This is a genomic window from Enterococcus sp. R12 (genome assembly GCF_058135755.1).
Genome location: NZ_CM176874.1, coordinates 1,440,781 through 1,460,003 on the forward strand (window position 1 = coordinate 1,440,781; position 19,223 = coordinate 1,460,003).

General features: G+C 44.6%; 20 protein-coding genes and 1 other annotated feature. Of the genes, 19 read left to right on the top strand and 1 reads right to left on the bottom strand.

What is annotated here, in order from left to right:
* Window positions 1-89 precede the first annotated feature (89 nt).
* Genes ACTW1R_RS06610 through leuD form a run of 4 tightly spaced genes read left to right on the top strand, consistent with a single transcriptional unit; the run spans window position 90 to window position 4,621 of the window.
* Window positions 90-1,610 (top strand): 2-isopropylmalate synthase, encoded by a 1,521-nt coding sequence (locus ACTW1R_RS06610; RefSeq protein WP_086338358.1) that lies wholly within the window; start codon window positions 90-92, stop codon window positions 1,608-1,610.
* Entirely contained in the window at window positions 1,607-2,671 is a 1,065-nt protein-coding gene (gene leuB / locus ACTW1R_RS06615) for a 3-isopropylmalate dehydrogenase (protein WP_375826331.1), read from the top strand. The genes ACTW1R_RS06610 and leuB overlap by 4 nt, the downstream gene beginning before the upstream one ends.
* A complete protein-coding gene (gene leuC / locus ACTW1R_RS06620) occupies window positions 2,652-4,034 on the top strand; it encodes a 3-isopropylmalate dehydratase large subunit (RefSeq protein WP_375826332.1) in 1,383 nt (460 codons plus the stop codon). The genes leuB and leuC overlap by 20 nt, the downstream gene beginning before the upstream one ends.
* A complete protein-coding gene (gene leuD / locus ACTW1R_RS06625; protein ID WP_489927540.1) occupies window positions 4,034-4,621 on the top strand; it encodes a 3-isopropylmalate dehydratase small subunit in 588 nt (195 codons plus the stop codon). The genes leuC and leuD overlap by 1 nt, the downstream gene beginning before the upstream one ends.
* A gap of 17 nt (window positions 4,622-4,638) precedes the next feature.
* Here the strand turns inward: leuD and ACTW1R_RS06630 are convergent, their stop codons facing one another.
* The gene (locus tag ACTW1R_RS06630; protein ID WP_086292161.1) at window positions 4,639-5,292 is read right to left on the bottom strand and encodes a uracil-DNA glycosylase; all 654 of its coding nucleotides are present in this window, start codon (window positions 5,290-5,292) and stop codon (window positions 4,639-4,641) included.
* A 169-nt stretch (window positions 5,293-5,461) separates the two neighbouring features.
* Window positions 5,462-5,532 (top strand) — a sequence feature (ribosomal protein L21 leader region).
* A 19-nt stretch (window positions 5,533-5,551) separates the two neighbouring features.
* Here ACTW1R_RS06630 and rplU point away from each other — a divergent pair.
* From rplU to ACTW1R_RS06705, 15 genes are all read left to right on the top strand, one after another.
* On the top strand, window positions 5,552-5,860 hold the full coding sequence (gene rplU / locus ACTW1R_RS06635; protein WP_005225751.1) for a 50S ribosomal protein L21: 309 nt from the start codon (window positions 5,552-5,554) through the stop codon (window positions 5,858-5,860).
* A gap of 26 nt (window positions 5,861-5,886) precedes the next feature.
* Entirely contained in the window at window positions 5,887-6,231 is a 345-nt protein-coding gene (locus tag ACTW1R_RS06640) for a ribosomal-processing cysteine protease Prp (RefSeq protein WP_005225752.1), read from the top strand.
* 12 nt (window positions 6,232-6,243) lie between these two features.
* A complete protein-coding gene (gene rpmA, locus ACTW1R_RS06645) occupies window positions 6,244-6,537 on the top strand; it encodes a 50S ribosomal protein L27 (RefSeq protein ID WP_003126181.1) in 294 nt (97 codons plus the stop codon).
* A gap of 109 nt (window positions 6,538-6,646) precedes the next feature.
* Window positions 6,647-7,111: a GNAT family N-acetyltransferase gene (locus tag ACTW1R_RS06650; protein ID WP_325815656.1), complete on the top strand. Its 465-nt coding sequence runs from the start codon at window positions 6,647-6,649 to the stop codon at window positions 7,109-7,111.
* Between the two features lie 460 nt (window positions 7,112-7,571).
* A complete protein-coding gene (locus ACTW1R_RS06655; RefSeq protein WP_015509497.1) occupies window positions 7,572-8,507 on the top strand; it encodes a phosphate/phosphite/phosphonate ABC transporter substrate-binding protein in 936 nt (311 codons plus the stop codon).
* A 95-nt stretch (window positions 8,508-8,602) separates the two neighbouring features.
* Entirely contained in the window at window positions 8,603-9,391 is a 789-nt protein-coding gene (phnC, locus tag ACTW1R_RS06660; RefSeq protein ID WP_375826334.1) for a phosphonate ABC transporter ATP-binding protein, read from the top strand.
* A complete protein-coding gene (gene phnE / locus ACTW1R_RS06665) occupies window positions 9,388-10,170 on the top strand; it encodes a phosphonate ABC transporter, permease protein PhnE (RefSeq protein WP_489927541.1) in 783 nt (260 codons plus the stop codon). Before phnC ends, phnE (ACTW1R_RS06665) begins: the two co-directional genes overlap by 4 nt.
* Entirely contained in the window at window positions 10,167-10,958 is a 792-nt protein-coding gene (gene phnE / locus ACTW1R_RS06670) for a phosphonate ABC transporter, permease protein PhnE (RefSeq protein ID WP_010747988.1), read from the top strand. The genes phnE (ACTW1R_RS06665) and phnE (ACTW1R_RS06670) overlap by 4 nt, the downstream gene beginning before the upstream one ends.
* Before the next feature lie 144 nt (window positions 10,959-11,102).
* Window positions 11,103-12,011 (top strand): diacylglycerol/lipid kinase family protein, encoded by a 909-nt coding sequence (locus ACTW1R_RS06675; RefSeq protein ID WP_311956953.1) that lies wholly within the window; start codon window positions 11,103-11,105, stop codon window positions 12,009-12,011.
* A 96-nt stretch (window positions 12,012-12,107) separates the two neighbouring features.
* On the top strand, window positions 12,108-12,641 hold the full coding sequence (locus ACTW1R_RS06680; protein ID WP_142967224.1) for a GNAT family N-acetyltransferase: 534 nt from the start codon (window positions 12,108-12,110) through the stop codon (window positions 12,639-12,641).
* A gap of 182 nt (window positions 12,642-12,823) precedes the next feature.
* Complete coding sequence (locus ACTW1R_RS06685) at window positions 12,824-15,646, top strand: sigma-54-dependent transcriptional regulator (RefSeq protein ID WP_446422898.1); 2,823 nt, start codon at window positions 12,824-12,826, stop codon at window positions 15,644-15,646.
* Between the two features lie 229 nt (window positions 15,647-15,875).
* On the top strand, window positions 15,876-16,370 hold the full coding sequence (locus ACTW1R_RS06690; RefSeq protein WP_026008065.1) for a PTS sugar transporter subunit IIB: 495 nt from the start codon (window positions 15,876-15,878) through the stop codon (window positions 16,368-16,370).
* A gap of 69 nt (window positions 16,371-16,439) precedes the next feature.
* Window positions 16,440-17,432 (top strand): mannose/fructose/sorbose PTS transporter subunit IIA, encoded by a 993-nt coding sequence (locus ACTW1R_RS06695; RefSeq protein WP_005225763.1) that lies wholly within the window; start codon window positions 16,440-16,442, stop codon window positions 17,430-17,432.
* A 30-nt stretch (window positions 17,433-17,462) separates the two neighbouring features.
* Window positions 17,463-18,266 (top strand): PTS mannose/fructose/sorbose transporter subunit IIC, encoded by an 804-nt coding sequence (locus ACTW1R_RS06700; protein ID WP_005225764.1) that lies wholly within the window; start codon window positions 17,463-17,465, stop codon window positions 18,264-18,266.
* Window positions 18,267-18,286: 20 nt separating this feature from the next.
* Window positions 18,287-19,198 carry a PTS system mannose/fructose/sorbose family transporter subunit IID gene (locus tag ACTW1R_RS06705; protein WP_005225765.1) on the top strand — a complete coding sequence of 304 codons (912 nt, stop codon included), beginning with the start codon at window positions 18,287-18,289 and terminating at the stop codon, window positions 19,196-19,198.
* The last annotated feature ends 25 nt before the right edge of the window (window positions 19,199-19,223 follow it).

The window sequence follows — 19,223 nt, forward strand, 5'->3', positions numbered from 1 at the left end:
ATGGAGTGCTTTTTTTATACCATTTTTTCAATTTGTTTGAATGAGGTCGCGCCAAGCGTGCCCCTACCACTGCCAAGGAGGAAATAGTGATGAGAAAAATCCAGTTCTTTGACACCACATTGAGAGACGGTGAACAGACGCCGGGAGTCAACTTCAATACGAAAGAGAAGGTTCAACTGGCGCTGCAATTAGAAAAATGGGGGATCGATACGATCGAAGCAGGCTTTCCGATTGCATCAGAAGGAGATTTTCAAGCAGTCCAAGCGATTGCTGGGGCGGTGACGAAAATGACCGTTGCAGGACTTGCCCGTTGTCAGAAAAAAGACATTGATCGTGCCTATGAAGCTCTTCATCAAGCCATCGATCCCCAGATCCATGTCTTTTTAGCAACGAGTGAGGTGCATCGCCAGTACAAGTTGAATATGACGAAAGCAGAAGTACTCGCTTCCATCAAAGAACATGTGGCTTATGCCCGTGAACGCTTTGAAAAAGTTCAATTTTCGCCAGAAGATGCCACCCGCACCGATAAGGCCTTCTTGCTTGAGGCGGTTCAAACAGCGATTGATGCCGGCGCGACGATCATCAATGTGCCCGATACAGTAGGGTTTACCAATCCTACGGAATATGGTGCGCTTTTTGCCTATTTGATCGCCAATATCAAGAGTGAGCAGCCGATCATTTTTTCTTCCCATTGTCATGATGACTTGGGAATGGCGACAGCCAATGCGCTGGCAGCTATCGAAAATGGTGCTGATCGGGTGGAAGGAACGATCAACGGGATCGGCGAACGAGCGGGCAATACCGCACTAGAAGAAGTGGCGCTGGCGTTGCATATTCGCAATGATTTCTATCAGGCTACCTCCAACATCAAGTTAAACGAAACAAAACGCACCAGCGATCTGGTGGCACGTTTGTCTGGGATCACGGTACCGAAAAACAAAGCGATCGTCGGCGGCAATGCCTATGCTCATGAATCTGGGATTCATCAAGATGGCGTCTTGAAAAATCCTGAAACTTACGAAATCATTACTCCGCAATTGGTAGGCGTACAAACCAACTCACTGCCTCTTGGCAAACTTTCTGGCCGCCATGCGTTTGTCGATAAAATGCAGCAGCTGGGCTACCAGTTTGACCAAGAAGAAACCAATGAATTGTTTAAACGCTTCAAAGAGTTGGCAGATAAGAAAAAGCAAGTGACCGAACAAGATTTGTTAGCGTTGGTGGCTGACCAAGGCCGCAGCCAAGAAGATGGCTGCGAGTTGGAGTCAGTTCAGCTGCAATACGTGTCCAATGGCCATCAAGGAGCGGTGGTTTCTATCATCAAAGACGAAGAAAAACAAGTGGCATCAGCCATTGGCGCAGGCAGTATCCAAGCTATCTACAACTCGATCGATCAGATTTTCCAGCAACAGCCGAAGTTGTTGAACTATGAGATCACTGCCTTGACCAGTGGGGAAGATGCGCAAGCGGAAGTGCACGTGGTTATTGAATGTCAGGAAACCAATGAAAAAATCAGCGGGATCGGCTTAGACTTTGATGTCTTGCAGGCGTCAGCCAAAGCCTATGTACAGGCTAGCGCAGCTCTAAAGAATCGAGGTGTCCTTGTTTGAAAAAGATCGTGGTTTTAGCAGGAGATGGCATCGGACCAGAAATTATGGCCAGTGCGCTTGCGGTATTGAAAGCGGCTTGTCCAGACCATCTTCAACGCTTTCATTTTGACCAGCGGCCATTTGGTGGTGCGGCGCTGGCACTTACTGGAGAGCCATTGCCGCAAGAAACACTACAAGCTTGCCAGCAAGCGGATGCGATCCTTTTAGGAGCCATTGGTGATCCAGTTTGGGAAAACGCACCGATAACACCCGAGAAAGGACTTTTGAATTTGCGTCAAGCGTTAGGGCTATACGCCAATATTCGACCTATCAAAGTAGTTGATGCGGTGATTGCTTTGTCTCCCATTAAAGAAGCGATCCTTCGGGGGACAGATTTTGTCATCGTTCGTGAGTTGACTGGCGGTATCTATTTTGGCGAAAAAGCAGAAAAACCTGAAGAAGCCTACGACATCAATCATTATCATCAAGCAGAGATTCGACGGATTTTGCGTAAAGCTTTTGAGATCGCCCGCACGCGGAAGAAGCGGGTTCTCTCTGTCGATAAAGCAAATGTGTTGGCGACTAGCCGACTTTGGCGCAGATTAGCGGAAGAAACGGCACAGGAATTCCCAGATTGTCAGTTGACTCATCAATATGTTGATTCCGCCGCTATGAAAATCATCCAAAATCCCAAAGACTTTGATGTAATCGTGACAGAAAATCTCTTTGGCGACATTTTAAGTGATGAAGCCTCGGTTTTGCCAGGGTCATTAGGGGTGCTGCCCAGCGCAAGTCATGGCGCAGAAGGGGTTTCTTTATATGAACCGATTCATGGCTCTGCACCTGATATCGCTGGGCAAAATTGCGCCAATCCGGTTTCCATGATTTTATCTGTCGTCATGATGCTAAGAGAGTCCTTTCAAGAGGAAGAGCAGGCGGATACCATCGAAAATGCTTGTTACGAGGTAATGAATGCGGGGATCTTGACCCGTGATCTAGGTGGTACAGCAACGACAACTGCCTTTACAGAAGCGGTTATTGCACAGTTAGGAGTGAGCAATTATGGGGAAAACGCTGTTTGATAAACTATGGGATCGGCATGTGATCACAGGAGAAGAAGGACAAGCGCAGTTGCTTTATGTCGATCTGCATATGATCCATGAAGTGACGACACCGCAAGCCTTCGAAGGATTACGGCAAGCGGGACGGACAGTCCGTTGTCCCGAAAAAACCTTCGCAACGATGGATCACAACGTGCCTACCAAAGATATTTTTACCATCACTGATCTGGTTGCAAAAAAGCAAATGGACACGTTACGTAAAAACTGTCGTGATTTTGGGATCGAATTGTGTGACAATGGCTCTGCCAACCAAGGAATCGTCCACATGGTTGGCCCAGAAGTTGGCTTGACCCAACCAGGGAAAACGATCGTTTGCGGGGATTCCCACACTGCTACCCATGGTGCTTTCGGTGCGATCGCGTTTGGGATCGGTACGAGTGAAGTGGAGCATGTCTTTGCGACACAGACGATTTGGCAGACAAAACCGAAACGCATGGGAGTTGAGATTACCGGTCACCTGCAGCCGGGAGTGTACGCCAAAGATATTATTTTGGCATTGATCGCGACCCATGGCACTGATTTTGGTGGTGGCTATGCCGTAGAATTCTTTGGCGAAACGATCCGCAACCTGACGATGGAAGAACGCATGACCATTTGCAATATGTCGATCGAAGGTGGGGCGAAAATGGGCTTGATCGCACCTGATGAAACGACCTTTGCTTATGTGAAGGATCGACGCTTTGCGCCGCAAGCGTTTGCCAGTGCGGTGTCTGATTGGCAAAGCCTTTATACCGATGAAGATGCTAACTATGATGCCCTGATCACCCTAGACGCAACAACCTTAGAACCCTATATCACTTGGGGAACCAATCCAGAAATGGGGGTACCAGTCAGCGATGCGTTTCCTGAAGTGCGGGATCACAATGATCAGCAAGCCTATGAATATATGGCGCTGCAACCTGGACAGACAGCTGCTGATATCCCTATTGAATACATTTTTATTGGATCGTGTACCAATGGTCGGTTGTCTGATCTGCAAGAGGCAGCGGCGATTTTGAAAGGTCAAACCATCAAAGAAGGGGTCACTGGTATTATCGTTCCTGGTTCACGCCCTGTCCGTAAAGCAGCGGAAGCGATCGGTTTAGACAAAGTCTTTATTGACGCTGGTTTTGAATGGCGGGAGCCTGGCTGTTCCATGTGCTTAGGAATGAATCCTGATAAAGTACCAGAAGGCGTCCATTGTGCCTCCACATCAAACCGCAATTTTGTTGGACGGCAAGGGAAAAACGCGCGGACGCACCTGTGTAGTCCAGCGATGGCGGCAGCAGCTGCGATTCATGGGCGCTTTGTCGATGTACGAGAAGTGGTTGGAGGTGTTGGTTAATGGAAGCTTTTACGCAATTTGAAGGTACGACGCTGCCTTTGATGAATGACAATATCGATACCGATCAAATCCTACCGAAAAATTATTTGAAACGCGTTGAAAAAACGGGCTTTGGCGAATTTTTATTTGACGATTGGCGCTATTTGCCGCAACGCAAGCCTAATCCAGCATTTATCTTGAATGATCCAGCATATCAGACCGCTCAAGTCCTCGTCACTGGTGATAATTTTGGTTCTGGCTCTTCTCGAGAGCACGCGGCATGGGCGCTGTTGGATTACGGCTTTAAAGCCGTGATTGCTGGCAGCTTCGGTGATATTTTCTATATGAATGCCACCAAAAACGGGCTGCTGCCCATCAAGCTGCCATTGGATGTTCGCCAAAGGATCGCCTCGCTGTCTGCTTCTGAAAAAATCAGCATCGACTTGCCGAGGCAATGTGTGATCGTTGCTGGGGAGGAGCATTTCTTTGCAATCGATGCTACCTGGAAACACAAATTGATCCACGGTCTCGATGAGATCAGTATCACGTTGCAGGAAGAGGCGAAAATCACCGCCTATGAGCAGACGATTCCAGCGTATTGGCAGTAGGGCTAGGGGACTGGTCGTTATTCGTCGGCTGGTATTTGTGAGAGGATGTTTCTTAACCCTCGCCAATCGGCTTCGATTTGCGGAGTCAACGTTCGATTGTAAAAGATCGCAGCGGGATGATACATCGGCACGATCAAATATTCTTTTTCCGACCATTGATAGCCATCTTTTGTTGGATTGCTTTCTTGTATTTTGGAACGGATCACTTCGCCATGGTGATCTTTGATATAATAGGCGTTGCCTAATAATCGCTGCAGTCCGATATTGCCAACAGTTGCAATGACGGGCGGATCTACAACGGACAACTCGTAGTCAAGCAGCGGTGCGTGTAGCAAGACTTCTTTTTTGGTAGGTGTCCGATTGGGATGGACGATCTCATGGGCACCGCTGCGTTTGTTGATTCGTTCTTTGACGGAGTATGGGCGGCTGCGGACAGCGCTGGTGATGTAGACATCCTCACGGGTCAAACCGGCTAAAGCCAACGATTTCATCAATTCTTTTCCTGCTTGTCCGCTAAAAGGAATAAAATTCTCGATTTCGGTTCGACCAGGGGCTTCCCCAACGATCATCAATTTGGGCTGCAGCGGTCCTTGACCGGGAACAAATCCTTCCAACGGATAACTGCGGGACGCCTGTTGAACAGCAATGGCTAATTCTTTGGGGTATTGCATGCAAACTCCTCCAATTCTGTTTCACTTGTGCTCTTTCTTCTATAGTAATAGAAAACAAAAAATGCACAAAAGGAAATGACTAGTAGCAAAAGAATTCTGTCTTTTCCTTAATTAGTGATTGACTTTAGGAAAACATTTTGATAAAGTTAATCTGTTGTAATTGTGGACTCCACAGCTACAACCGCACAGAACAAGTAGTAAGTACGAAAGTCACTTGGGATGGCGAGTCTAAGTATATTATAAGGAGGTGCTGTAGAGCATGTACGCAATTATCAAAACTGGTGGGAAACAAGTAAAAGTTGAAGTGGGTCAAGCAATCTACGTTGAAAAATTAGACGTTGAAGCTGGACAAAAGGTTACTTTTGATGAAGTTATCTTAGTAGGTGGCGAATCAACAAAAGTGGGTGCCCCAATCGTTGCAGGAGCAACTGTTGAAGGGACTGTTGAAAAACACGGCAAACAAAAGAAAGTCGTAACTTTCAAATACAAACCTAAAAAACATTCACACCGTAAACAAGGTCACCGTCAACCTTACACAAAAGTTGTTATTGACGCGATCAACGCTTAATTCTTACGAAAAGCAGGGTAACGAATATGATCAAAGGGACATTCAAACGAAATGACTCTGGTCGGATTGTTTCTTTTGAACTAGCTGGACACGCACAAGCAGGAGAATACGGCAAAGACATCGTCTGTGCTGCAGCATCCGCTTTAGCGATCAGTGCAGTCAATGGGATCGATGCTTTGGCTGGCGTTGCGCCAAAAGTTGAAGCAGATAACGAAAATGGTGGGTACTTATTAGTCACACTGCCTTCTCGTTTGACCCAAGAGCAGTCGAATATCGCACAAATTCTTTTAGAAAATTTGTTGATCGGCTTGCAATCAGTTCAAGAAGAGTACAACGATTATATCCAAATCAAAACTACTAAAGAAAACTAGGAGGTGCATCTCATGTTGATGAAAATGAATTTGCAATTCTTCGCTCACAAAAAAGGTGGGGGTTCTACTTCTAACGGACGTGACTCTCAATCAAAACGTTTAGGTGCGAAACGTGCTGACGGTCAAACCGTTTCAGGCGGATCAATCCTTTATCGCCAACGCGGTACTAAAATTTACCCAGGGGTAAACGTAGGTATCGGTGGAGATGATACATTGTTTGCAAAAGTTGATGGCGTTGTTCGTTTCGAACGTAAAGGCCGCGACAAAAAACAAGTATCTGTTTATCCAGTAGCGCAAGAAGCATAAGAAAATGACATCCAGATTACGTAAAAGTAACCTGGGTGTTTTTTTATACACCAATGAAACCGTTTTAAGGAAATAGTTATTTGTAATGGCTTAGATAAGGAGAGAAGCAATGATTCAATTAAAAGAAATCACGAAGGAAAACTATCGTGCGTGCATGAATTTGAAGACAACGAAGGAGCAAGAAGACTTTGTTGCGCCCAATTGGTACTCAATGTTAGAGGCGATCTATGAGGAACCTCGTCAGGCATTTGCCCTATACAATGGTGAGGAAATGGTCGGCTTTATCCTATTTAGTTTTTACGAGGCGGATGAGGATTATCCAAAAGCTTCGTGGTGGATCGAGCGGTTTATGATCGCAGAAAATTTCCAAAATCAAGGGTTAGGCACTCAGGCGTTTCTTGCTGGGTTAGATTGGTTCAAAACCCATATCCAAGCGCAAGAATTAAGGATCTCCGCTGTGGATGGCAACGAGATCGCAACGAAGCTTTACGAACGCAATGGCTTTGTTTTGACGGGTGAAATGATTGAGAACGAGCATGTACTCTTGTTGCAGATGCCAACGGATCAAGGGTAAATGACTCTTTTTACAGTAAGAGAATGAGGTCAAAAGCAGAGGTTCTTAAGGGAATCCTCTGCTTTTTTTGTATTGTTTCGTAAAAAAAAGTGTGCGGTCATCTTCTGGTTAGACGATTCAAGAAATTTTGTGCACTTGGGGTAAGAATTACGAGTATGTCCATGCTTTGTTGTTCACAAAGTTCCTTTTGCTGTTAACAGAATCTTTACACGTTGACAACACAAACCTTATATTCATTTGATACTCTGAGGAAGTAGAACAAATGGAAAGAAACTTTCGAAAAACGTTGATTATTGAGAATGTGCTCACGAATGATTTCGGTCAAAACACGAACATTATCAAAAAAGAAAACGTTCGTAATTCGAAAAAGATTGTTTTTAATTCGTTGGTTTTTTATAATCAAAAAGGAAAGTTCGGAATTCCATGAGTTCGATTTTTTTAATGAAAAGGAGAAAAAGTGATGAAAGTTTGGAAGAAAACGGCAATGTTTGGTTTAGGTTTGGTGGCAGCAGTTACGCTGGCGGCATGTGGCTCAGGTGGAGCAAGTACTGACTCGGCGGCTGAGGACGCAGGATATGTACCAGAAAAGTTGACCGTTCAATTTGTTCCATCACAAGCAGCAGAAACATTAGAAGCAAAAGCAAAACCACTTGAGCAATTGTTAAGTGATGAATTGGGGATTCCAGTCACAGTAAGTGTTTCCACTGACTACAATACAATCGTCGAAGCAATGGCTTCGAAACAAGTAGATGTCGGCTTTTTACCGCCGAATGCCTATGTTTTAGCAAATGAACAAAGCAATGTTAAAGTACTGTTGCAAGCACAGCGTTATGGCATCAAGCAGCCTGGTGGCGAATCAACGGATGAATTGGTTGATAGCTATCGTTCAATGATCGTCGTAAAAAGCGGCAGCGACATCAAAGAGTTGGAAGATTTAAAAGGCAAAACGATTGCCACGCAAGATGTTACTTCTTCTGCCGGTTATGTTTGGCCAGTAGCAGAAATGAAAAAAGCAGGCATCGATATCAATACGGATGTGACGACTGTTCAAGTCAAAGGCCATGACCAAGCGGTCTTATCTGTCTTGAATGGCGACGTTGATGCGGCGTTCGTTTTTGAAGATGCCCGTAACACGGTCAAAAATGATTACCCTGAAATCATGGATGAGGTAGAACCAATGTACTTTACCGAACCGATCCCGAACGATACGATCAGTGTTCGCAGCGATATGAGTGAAGAGTGGGACAAAAAAATCCAAGATGCCTTTATCGCGATCGGAAAAGATGAAGAAGGAAAACAAATCATCTCTGATATTTACTCTCATGAAGGATACGTTGTTTCACAAGACAGCAATTTCGACATTGTAAGAGAGTATGCGGAACAAGTCGGACAATAATTAATAGATGAATAGATCGGGAGGGTACCGGTAGTTGAGGTACCCTTTTCGAATGGACAGCAATTTTTACCTAATGGAAAGAAAGTAGGAGAATCATGGCTCTAGAGAACGAAACGATTATTTCATTTCAGAATGTGACCAAGCAATACCCAAATGGGGTGTTGGGGTTGAAGGACTTGAACATCGATATCAAAAAAGGGGAATTTGTCATCGTAGTGGGCTTATCCGGTGCAGGTAAATCGACGATGCTGCGCTCCATCAATCGACTGCACGAGATCACGAGTGGCGAGATTTTAATCGATAACAAGTCGATCACAAAAGCAAAAGGAAGAGAGCTGCGCTTGATTCGTCGAGACATTGGCATGATTTTCCAAAGCTTCAATTTGGTGAAACGTTCGAGTGTCTTGCGAAACGTATTAACGGGGCGGGTGGCTTATCATCCCACGATCAAAATGCTGCTGGGTCTGTTTCCGCAAGCGGACAAAGAGTTGGCGTATCAATCACTGCAGCGGGTCAATTTAGCAGAAAAAGTCTATACCCGAGCCGATGAATTGTCTGGCGGTCAGCAGCAGCGGGTTTCGATTGCCCGGGCGTTGACGCAAGAGCCGAAGATTATTTTAGCGGATGAACCAGTTGCTTCATTGGATCCGTTAACCACTGAAAAAGTCATGAGTGACTTAAAACGGATCAATCAAGATCTGGGGATCACCATCGTAGTCAATTTACATTCTGTCCAATTGGCAAGAGAATACGGCACGCGGATCATCGGGTTGCGAGACGGAGGCTTGGTTTTTGATGGCCCTGTCAGTGAAGCGACCGATCAGCGATTGAAACAGATTTATGGCAGCGAGATCATGGAAGAGCAGGAAGGGGCGGGACAATGACGACAAATACGTTGCCGAAACGCAGCGGACTATGGAAAAATGTTCTTTGGCTCGTCATTTTTTTAGTGGTATTGTTCGTTAGCGGCTCTATTTCAGGTGTTGATTTGGCACGGTTCTTTAGCAATAGCAGTCAAATGAATGTCATCTTACAAAAGATGGCTCATCCTGATTGGGCATATGCCAAAATCATTGTTGAGCCGATTTTGCAAACGATCCAAATGGCGATCATCGGCACAACCATTGGTGCACTGGCGGCCTTTCCGTTTTCACTTTTAGCAGCACGAAATATCATGACCAATCATTGGATCAGTGGTTGTTTCCGTTTTGTTTTGAATATCATTCGCACGGTACCGGATTTGATGCTGGCAGCTTTATTTGTTGCCATTGTCGGAATTGGTCCCGTTGCAGGGGTGATCTCCATCTCTGTGTTTTCTTTTGGGATGATCACCAAATTGTTTTATGAATCGATTGAAACGATTGATGAAGGTCCGATCGAAGCGATCACGGCTTCTGGAGGATCGAAGTTTGATATCATCCGCTATGCAGTCGTACCGCAAGTCATGAGTCATTTTCTTAGTTACTTGCTTTATGCCTTTGAGATCAATGTGCGGGCATCGACGATTCTTGGGTATATCGGCGCAGGCGGAATCGGTGTTTTCTTACAACGATCTTTAAGCCAATTTCGATATGACCAGACGTCGATCATCGTCTTAGTGATTTTTGCAGTTGTTTTGGTGATTGATACCATTAGTAATAGATTAAGGGAGCGATTATTATGATGTTGCCAGCAGAACCGAAAAAGAAAAAAATACGGAATTGGCTGATCGCAGTAGTCGTTATCCTCCTTTATATCTGGGCTTTTGCTGGCGTGCCTTTTGCTGGTGTTAAAGAAAATGTCGGTCAAATTGTCGGCTCGATCTTTTATGGCCTGATTCATCCTGATTGGGGCTATGTTTATACCGGTGATGGCGAAGATTTGATCAGTCTGATGATCGAAACCGTCGCGATTGCCTTTGTTGGGACCTTTTTGTCATCGATTTTAAGTATTCCTTTTGCCTTTTGGGCGGCGCGCAGCAAAAACAGCCCTCGCTGGTTATCGGGATTTGGGAAAATCGTGCTGACGGCGATTCGAACGTTTCCAGAAATCGTCTTAGCCATCATGTTTATCAAAACGGTAGGTCCAGGCTCCTTTGCTGGCGTCTTGGCGGTCAGTGTCCATTCCATTGGGATGCTGGCAAAGCTTTACAGCGAAGCAATCGAAAACATGGACCATGGTCCCTCGGAATCCGTCATTAGTGCGGGAGGAAGTCGCTGGGATGTATTAGGTTTTGCAACATTGCCGCAACTAATACCAGAGTTTCTTTCTTTTACCTTGTATCGATTTGAACTGGCTGTCCGTTCAGCTTCGATCTTAGGGATCGTAGGGGCAGGTGGGATCGGTACACCAATGATCTTTGCCATCAATGCGCGTTCATGGAGCCGTGTAGGGATCATTTTATTAGGGATCGTGGTGACGGTCACGATCATTGATTTTATTTCTGGGCGTTTGCGTAAACGATTGGTTTAATAAAATGAAGTGAGTACTCGAAAAAACACAGTCTGATTAGGCTGTGTTTTTTGTAGGAGATAGGCGGAGGTCGTTTAAGACAGGTTTCGTGAAACTTGTTATACTGGATTCATAGAAAATGAACCCAAACAAGGAGGCTGTTTTATGAAAGCATTATTGATCGTCAATCCAAGCTCTGGTGGGGAACAGGCCCAAGAACATGAGCAGCTGGCAGAAGAAAAGTTGCGGGAAGCTTTTTCAGAAGTCGTGGTCAAACATACCGAAAAAGAAGGAGATGCCACACGTTTTGCCTCTGAAGCGGTAGCAGAATTTGACAGTGTCTTTGCAATGGGCGGTGATGGTACCGTCAATGAAGCGGTCAATGGCTTAGCTCCTCATGACAAACGACCAAATTTCGGTTTCTTCCCACTGGGAACAGTAAATGATTTAGCCAGAGCATTAGCGATTCCACTAGATCCTAAGGAAGCCATCGAATCATTTGCAGTGGATCACACCCGAAAAATCGATATTGGTCAGGTCAATCAAGACTATTTTACCAATGTGGTGGCGATCGGTATGATTCCAGCAGCGATCAACAACGTAGAGGTCGAAGAAAAAACCAAGCTGGGAAAAATGGCCTATTTTGTTTCTGGTCTGCGGGAAGTGCGGAAAAATGAAAGTCATCCGTTTGAAGTGACCGCCGAAAATAATGGGGAAAAAACGACGATCGCTGTGGAAAGCAGTACGATGATCGTTGGGTCATCCAATACGATCGGCGGTTTCGAATCTCTTTTGCCTAAAGCGAGTACCGATGACGGCAAATTGCATCTGATCTACTTGAAGGATACGAATCTTTGGGAGACCGTCAAAAGTGTCCCAGAGCTTCTCAAAGGGGTGACAGAATCAAATGATGTTCTTGGCTATCAAACCTTTGATAAAGCTGCGATTCGTTTGACGGATGGGGCAACGATCGAGACGAATGTCGATGGTGATCCAGGACCTGAATTGCCAATCACAGTAGCGGTACTGCCGCAACATCTTACCGTGTATTGCGGAGCTGAAAAAGCCCGCTAAATCATTTATAACTAGGAAACGATCCGTCAAAAGCGGATTGTTTTTTTTGTTCAGAAAGAGTATACTGGGAAAAAATTTACTGAAAGAAGGGATTCTATGACGATACGTTCTGCCACGATTGCAGATGCCCAAGCCTTGACAGCAATCTATGCTTATTATGTAGAAAATACACCGATTACCTTTGAAACGGAGGTGCCATCGGTTCAAGAATTCGCGGAACGCATCGCCAAGACCTTGAAACGCTACCCGTATCTCGTTGCAGAAGAGGCTGGTGAAATCGTCGGTTATGCCTATGCGTCAGCTTATAAAGAACGGGCTGCGTACGATTGGACCGTTGAAGTAACCGTTTATTTAGCACCGGATGCCAAAGCAAAAGGGCTCGGCACCGCCCTTTATCAAGCGCTTGAAGAAAAATTAAAAGCGCAAAACGTGGTCAATCTGACTGCATGCATTACAGGAGGCAATCAACAAAGCGAGGCTTTTCATGAGAAGCTTGGGTATCGGAAAGTTGCTGATTTTGCGCATGTCGGCTATAAGTTCAATCGATGGCACGATGTGATTTGGATGCAAAAAGAACTGCAATGGTTTCCTGAGAAGGTACCAGCGTTCATTCCCAATGAAAAAGCCTAACGCATCCTGACTTTTGAATATCTTTTTTTGGCAAAATGCTTTATGCTGAGAGTAGCATGTGATAGGACGTTCTATTGCTCTTTCGAACAAAGTATTTTGCTTTTTCTGTGCGGGGAAAAAGTTGCTTTTTTATAGAAAAATGAGTAAAGTATTCAAGTGGAAAAAACAAGGAGGCGAAGCTGTTGGGCAAGCGAATCGAACGGATTTATCAATATATCGTCGAAAATACGATGAGCGGCTTAGGGGAAAAGAAAGGGTTGTCTACTTCAGAAGTTGCCGATCATTTAGCCATTCAGCGCAGTAATGCCAGTAAGGATTTAAATAAGCTTGTCAAAGAAGGGCGCGTCGAAAAAAGCGACTCGCGGCCTGTTCGCTACTGGGCGGCAGGGGTCGATCCCAGCAGTAGGGAAAAGTATGTGCCAAGCTACAAAGAAAGTCGCCCGCAAAGAGAAAAAGCCTTCCCTCAACGGGTACAAGGAAAACCCTCTGACCGAGATATTTTTGCGACGATCATCGGTGCCAACGGAAGTATGAAAAATGCCGTTGAGCAGGCGAAAGCAGCCATCTTGTATCCGCCAAAAGGGCTAAACTGCTTGATCACAGGGCCTACTGGTTCTGGGAAAACCTACTTTGCCCATGCAATGTTCCAGTTTGCCAAAAGCAATCAAGTAATTGCCGATGACAAAGAATTGATCGTCTTTAACTGTGCCGACTATGCAAATAACCCAGAGCTTTTGATGAGCCATTTGTTTGGTTATGTACGGGGGGCCTTTACGGGTGCCGATCAAGAGAAGATCGGTATTATTGATCAAGCGGATGAGAGTATGTTGTTTCTCGATGAGATCCATCGATTACCGCCAGAAGGGCAAGAAATGATTTTTTACTTTATGGACCATGGAACGTTTAGTCGTTTAGGGGAAACGGGCAAAAATCATCAAGCGAATGTCCGAATCGTTGGAGCCACTACCGAAGACCCCAACTCAACGCTATTAGATACCTTTACCCGACGCATTCCTATCAATATTCAACTGCCCTTCTTTGAGAAACGACCCGCATCAGAAAAAGTCGATCTCGTTCGGGTGTTAGTCGGGCAAGAGGCGTCCCGTATTCAGCGGACGATCACCTTGACAGAAGATGTAGTCAAAGCGTTGATCGGCAGTGTCAGTTTTGGGAATATCGGTCAATTGAAATCCAATGTCCAGCTCGTCTGTGCTCGGGGCTTTTTGAATCATATGCAACAAGATGAGATTGAGATCGATTTGGTCGATTTGCCAGAAGGAATTCGTTCGGGATTGATCGTTTTGGGGAATCGCCGCAATGAGCTGGCGGAGCTTTCTAAAATCCTTGAACCGAAGATCAGCATTCAACCGAATCAAAACTTAAACAATATTCAATCAGATTCCTATGAATTGCCTTACAATCTCTACGACATCATCGGGGATAAAGCAGCCTTATTAAAAGCAGATGGTTTGGATCAAGAAGCAATCAATCATTTTATTTCAACCGATATCAATGTTCATTTGAAATCTTTTTATAAAGATCACGGCTTCTCTTTTAATTCTGTTAATAAACTAAGTGAGTTTGTCGATCAGAAAGTGATCAGTGTAACAAATCAAATTTATGAGATGGTTCGGAAACGGTTAAATTACGATTTCCAGCAAAACTTTATTTACGCGATGAGTTTGCATATCAGTTCTTTTTTGAAAAAGATCCATTTGGGAGAAGAACGGCAAACCAACGACAACATTCGTCAAATGGTGGCGGATTACCCCCAAGAATTCGAAGTTGCCAAAGAAGTCCGCGACTTCATCGGCGACAGCTTTCACGTGGCGATTCCTGAAAGTGAATCCTATTACTTGGCAGTTCTATTGGTTTCACTGCGTACGACACATTCCTCTGGGAAAATTGGTGTCGTTGTGGCAGCTCACGGCAACAGTACGGCTAGTAGTATGGTACAAGTAGTCAAGCAGCTGTTGGAAGTCGATCAAGTGACAGCGGTGGACATGCCATTAGATATGCCACCGGCTGTGGCGTTGAAAAAAATCGTGGATAGTGTACGAGCAGTCAATGACGGCAGTGGGGTGATCCTCTTAGTCGATATGGGGTCCTTAGCGACCTTTAATAATGAAATCCAGCGAGAAACGGGTGTGGCTGTTCGAACAGTCGATATGGTGACTACCTCCATCGTCCTCGAGACGGTCCGTAAAGCATCAGTGATCGGCACGGACCTCGATCAGCTCTATGATTCATTACGGAAGTTCCGCGGATACGGAGCGGTCACTGTGGAAGAACCAGTGTCACAAAACCACCACCCTAAAGCGATTCTAGCGGTCTGCGCTTCGGGAAAAGGGACAGCGCAGCGCATCAAAGAATTGATCCAAAGCTCATTGTCAAAACGCCAAAATCAAAATGTTGACGTAGTGACCTTATCGGTGGCGGATCTGAGAACGGACTTGGATCAGATTCAACAGCGCTACCGGCTGATTGCCGCAACGGGGATCATTGATCCGCATATCGATGCACCGTTTATTTCATTAGAACGTTTTATCGACCAAGATGTTGATCTTTTGTTGGATGATATCTTATTGGAAAACGATTTGAGTTTTGAAGATGAAGTGCAGCTAGATGATCGGCAGGCAAAGGAAATCTGTGTTCGGTATTTAGAGGAAAACTTTACCTATATCAATGCGAAAAAAGTGGTAGAGCCGTTGTGGAAATTTGGCGAAGAGATCATTCACGATTTGGATTTGGTAGGGGCGCAGCAAGGCTTTCAGATCAATTTTGTGATGCATGGCGCAGGTATGCTGGAGCGGATCTTATTGCGTCAACCATTGACTGTTTCTGAAATTGATTTAGCAGCAATGGAGGAGAATCCTCTTTACGGCCAATTGCATGTGCATGTCCAATCATTTTCGCGCTTGATGAATATCGAAGTGCCGAAGACAGAAGAGTATTACCTGCTGGAGTTGATCAAAAACCATCACGAAAAAGAAATGTATTTTTAAATCCTGCAAATAATACAGATACACTAAAAAAGATACAGTATTTTTTAGTGTATCTTTTTTAGTGTATTGTCCGAATGCTGATTCTTAAGGTTTTTTCAAGAATAGTGTATCGAAAAAACTTGGCACGCTTCTTGCTTCTATATAAGTGGATACAGGAGGTGATTGAAAAAAGAACAGATCCTCAATATGAAAAGCGGATCGATGGATGTAGGAGGCTTGCACAATGGGAATGGATATACGTCTTGCCCGAATCGACGATCGGTTGATTCATGGTCAGGTCGCCACAGCTTGGTCGAAAATGACTGGTATCAATCGAATCATCGTGGTCAGTGATGAGGTCGCAAATGACCAATTACGGAAGTTTCTCTTGAAAGAAGCTGCTCCACCAGGAATCAAATCCAATGTGGTGACAGTAGCAAAAATGCTTGAGGTGGCGCATAACACATTATTTAATACGCAAAAAGTCATGTTATTATTTACCAACCCTCAAGATGTCGTGACTCTGGTCAAAGGAGGCATTGACATTCGTTCCGTCAATATCGGCGGCATGAGCTTTTCAATGGGAAAACGGATGATCACTAATTTCGTGTCAGTCAATGATCAAGATCTTGCTTCGCTGCTTTATTTGCAAAATCAAGGCATAGAAGTAGAGATACGGAAAGTTCCAGCTGATCGTAAAATCTTTTTGAAGGATATTTTGGAAAAAGAAGGTAGTCACCCTTAATTTTTTCGATGTTGTTTTTTCTTTCGTATTCGTGTCACATTTTTCAATTTTGATATAGGAGGTAAAAAGATGGTAGGAATTATCCTAGCAAGTCATGGAGAATTTGCTAACGGCATTTTGCAATCTGGTTCAATGATCTTCGGCGAACAAGAAAATGTTAAAGCTGTTACATTGATGCCAAGTGAAGGTCCAGATGACATCAAGGCAAAAATGCAAGAAGCAATTGCTACATTTGACGATCAAGAAGAAGTATTATTCTTAGTTGATCTTTGGGGTGGTACTCCTTTCAACCAAGCAAACAGCTTGTTTGAAGATCACAAAGACAAATGGGCAATCGTTGCTGGTATGAATTTACCAATGGTGATCGAAGCCTATGCTTCACGTTTTTCAATGAACACTGCGCATGAAATCGCTGCGCACATCGTTGAAACAGCTAAAGAAGGGGTTAAGGTCAAACCAGAAGAGCTTGAACCAGAAGAAGCGACAGCACCAAAAGCTGTGCAAGACGATCAACCTAAAGGATCACTTCCTCCGGGAACTGTTCTAGGCGATGGCAAAATCAAAATCGTGCTTGCGCGTGTGGATTCTCGTTTGCTACATGGTCAAGTCGCTACAGCTTGGACAAAATCAGTCAATCCATCTCGGATCATCGTTGTTTCTGATGCAGTTGCAAAAGATGATTTGCGTAAAAAACTGATCGAACAAGCAGCTCCTCCAGGAGTAAAAGCGAACGTCATTCCAGTGGATAAAATGATCGAAGTTTCTAAAGACCCTCGTTTCGGGAATACGAAAGCTTTACTATTATTTGAAAACCCACAAGATGTATTGCGTGCAGTTGAAGGCGGCGTTGACATCACTGAAGTGAACGTTGGTTCAATGGCTCACTCTGTTGGGAAAGTTGTTGTAAGTAAAGTATTGTCGATGGGTACGGACGATGTGAAGACATTTGAAGATCTAAAAGGACGCGGCATCAAATTCGATGTACGTAAAGTGCCAAATGACTCTCGAGACAACATGGACGAAATCTTACGCAAAGCCAAAAATGAATTGGCGAATAAATAGAAACGTATTCAACTAAATAGGAGGTCTATCATGACTATTATATCTATGGTATTAGTAGTACTCGTTGCCTTTTTAGCTGGTATGGAAGGAATCTTGGATGAATTCCAATTCCATCAACCGCTAGTCGCGTGTACTTTGATCGGTTTAGTGACCGGTAATTTGGAAGCATGTATCATTTTGGGCGGATCATTACAAATGATCGCACTTGGATGGGCAAATATCGGTGCCGCTGTTGCACCTGATGCTGCATTGGCGTCTGTTGCATCTGCAATTATTTTAGTTTTAGGTGGACAAGGAACTGCTGGTGTTGATACAGCGATTGCCGTTGCGATCCCTCTAGCTGTTGCTGGTTTGTTCTTGACAATGATCGTTCGTACATTGGCTGTGCCAATCGTTCACTTTATGGATGCTGCTGCTGAAGAAGGCAACATTCGTAAAATCGAAATGTGGCATGTGATCGCTGTATGTATGCAAGGGGTTCGTATTGCGATTCCTGCAGCTGCATTGTTGGCAATTCCTGCTGCAACTGTTCAAAACTTCTTAGAATCAATGCCTGCATGGTTAACTGATGGTATGGCTATCGGTGGTGGTATGGTCGTTGCCGTTGGTTATGCAATGGTTATCAACATGATGGCAACTCGCGAAGTATGGCCATTCTTCATTATCGGTTTCGTTATCGCAGCTATTTCTCAATTGACATTGATCGCTATCGGTGCTTTGGCAGTAGCAATCGCATTGATCTACTTGAACCTAACTAAAATGGGCGGATCATCAAATGGAGGCGGCGGCAGCAACACTGGCGACCCTCTAGGCGATATCTTGAATGACTATTAGAATCGAAGGAGGAGAAAAAAATGGCAGAAAAAATTCAATTAAATAAAAAAGATCGTTTAGCCGTAGCATGGCGCTCTACCTTCATTCAAGGTTCATGGAACTATGAACGTATGCAAAATGGTGGTTGGGCATTCTCAATGATTCCAGCAATCAAAAAATTATACAAAACAAAAGAAGACCGTGCCGCTGCATTGAAGCGTCACTTAGAATTCTTTAACACTCACCCATATATCGCATCGCCAATCTTAGGGGTAACATTAGCCTTAGAAGAAGAACGCGCAAATGGCGCGCCTGTCGATGACGTAGCGATCCAAGGGGTAAAAGTTGGTATGATGGGTCCTTTAGCCGGTGTCGGTGACCCTGTGTTCTGGTTTACTGTACGTCCGATGTTAGGTGCGCTAGGTGCTTCTCTTGCTTTAGCTGGAAACATCTTAGGTCCAATCATCTTCTTCGTTGCATGGAACATCATCCGTTGGGCATTTATGTGGTACACACAAGAATTCGGCTATCGTGCTGGTTCAAAAATCACTGATGACCTTTCAGGCGGATTGTTGCAAGATGTAACAAAAGGTGCTTCAATTTTAGGGATGTTCGTATTAGGGTCACTCGTTCAGCGTTGGGTATCGATCTCATTTGCGCCAGTTGTCTCAAGCGTACCGCTTGATGAAGGTGCTTATGTCGATTGGGCGAACTTGCCTTCTGGCTCTGCTGGTTTGCAACAAGCCTTCCAACAAGTTGCTGAAGGCCGTGCGTTGACTGATACAAAAGTAACAACATTGCAAAACAACTTGGATCAATTGATTCCTGGTCTAGCTGCACTATTGCTTACTTTATTATGTATGTGGTTATTGAAGAAAAAAGTTTCTCCAATCATCATTATTATCGGTCTATTCTTAGTCGGTATCGGTGGACACTTGATCGGATTGTTATAATCTTTTCAATGAAAGGTGCTTGGGG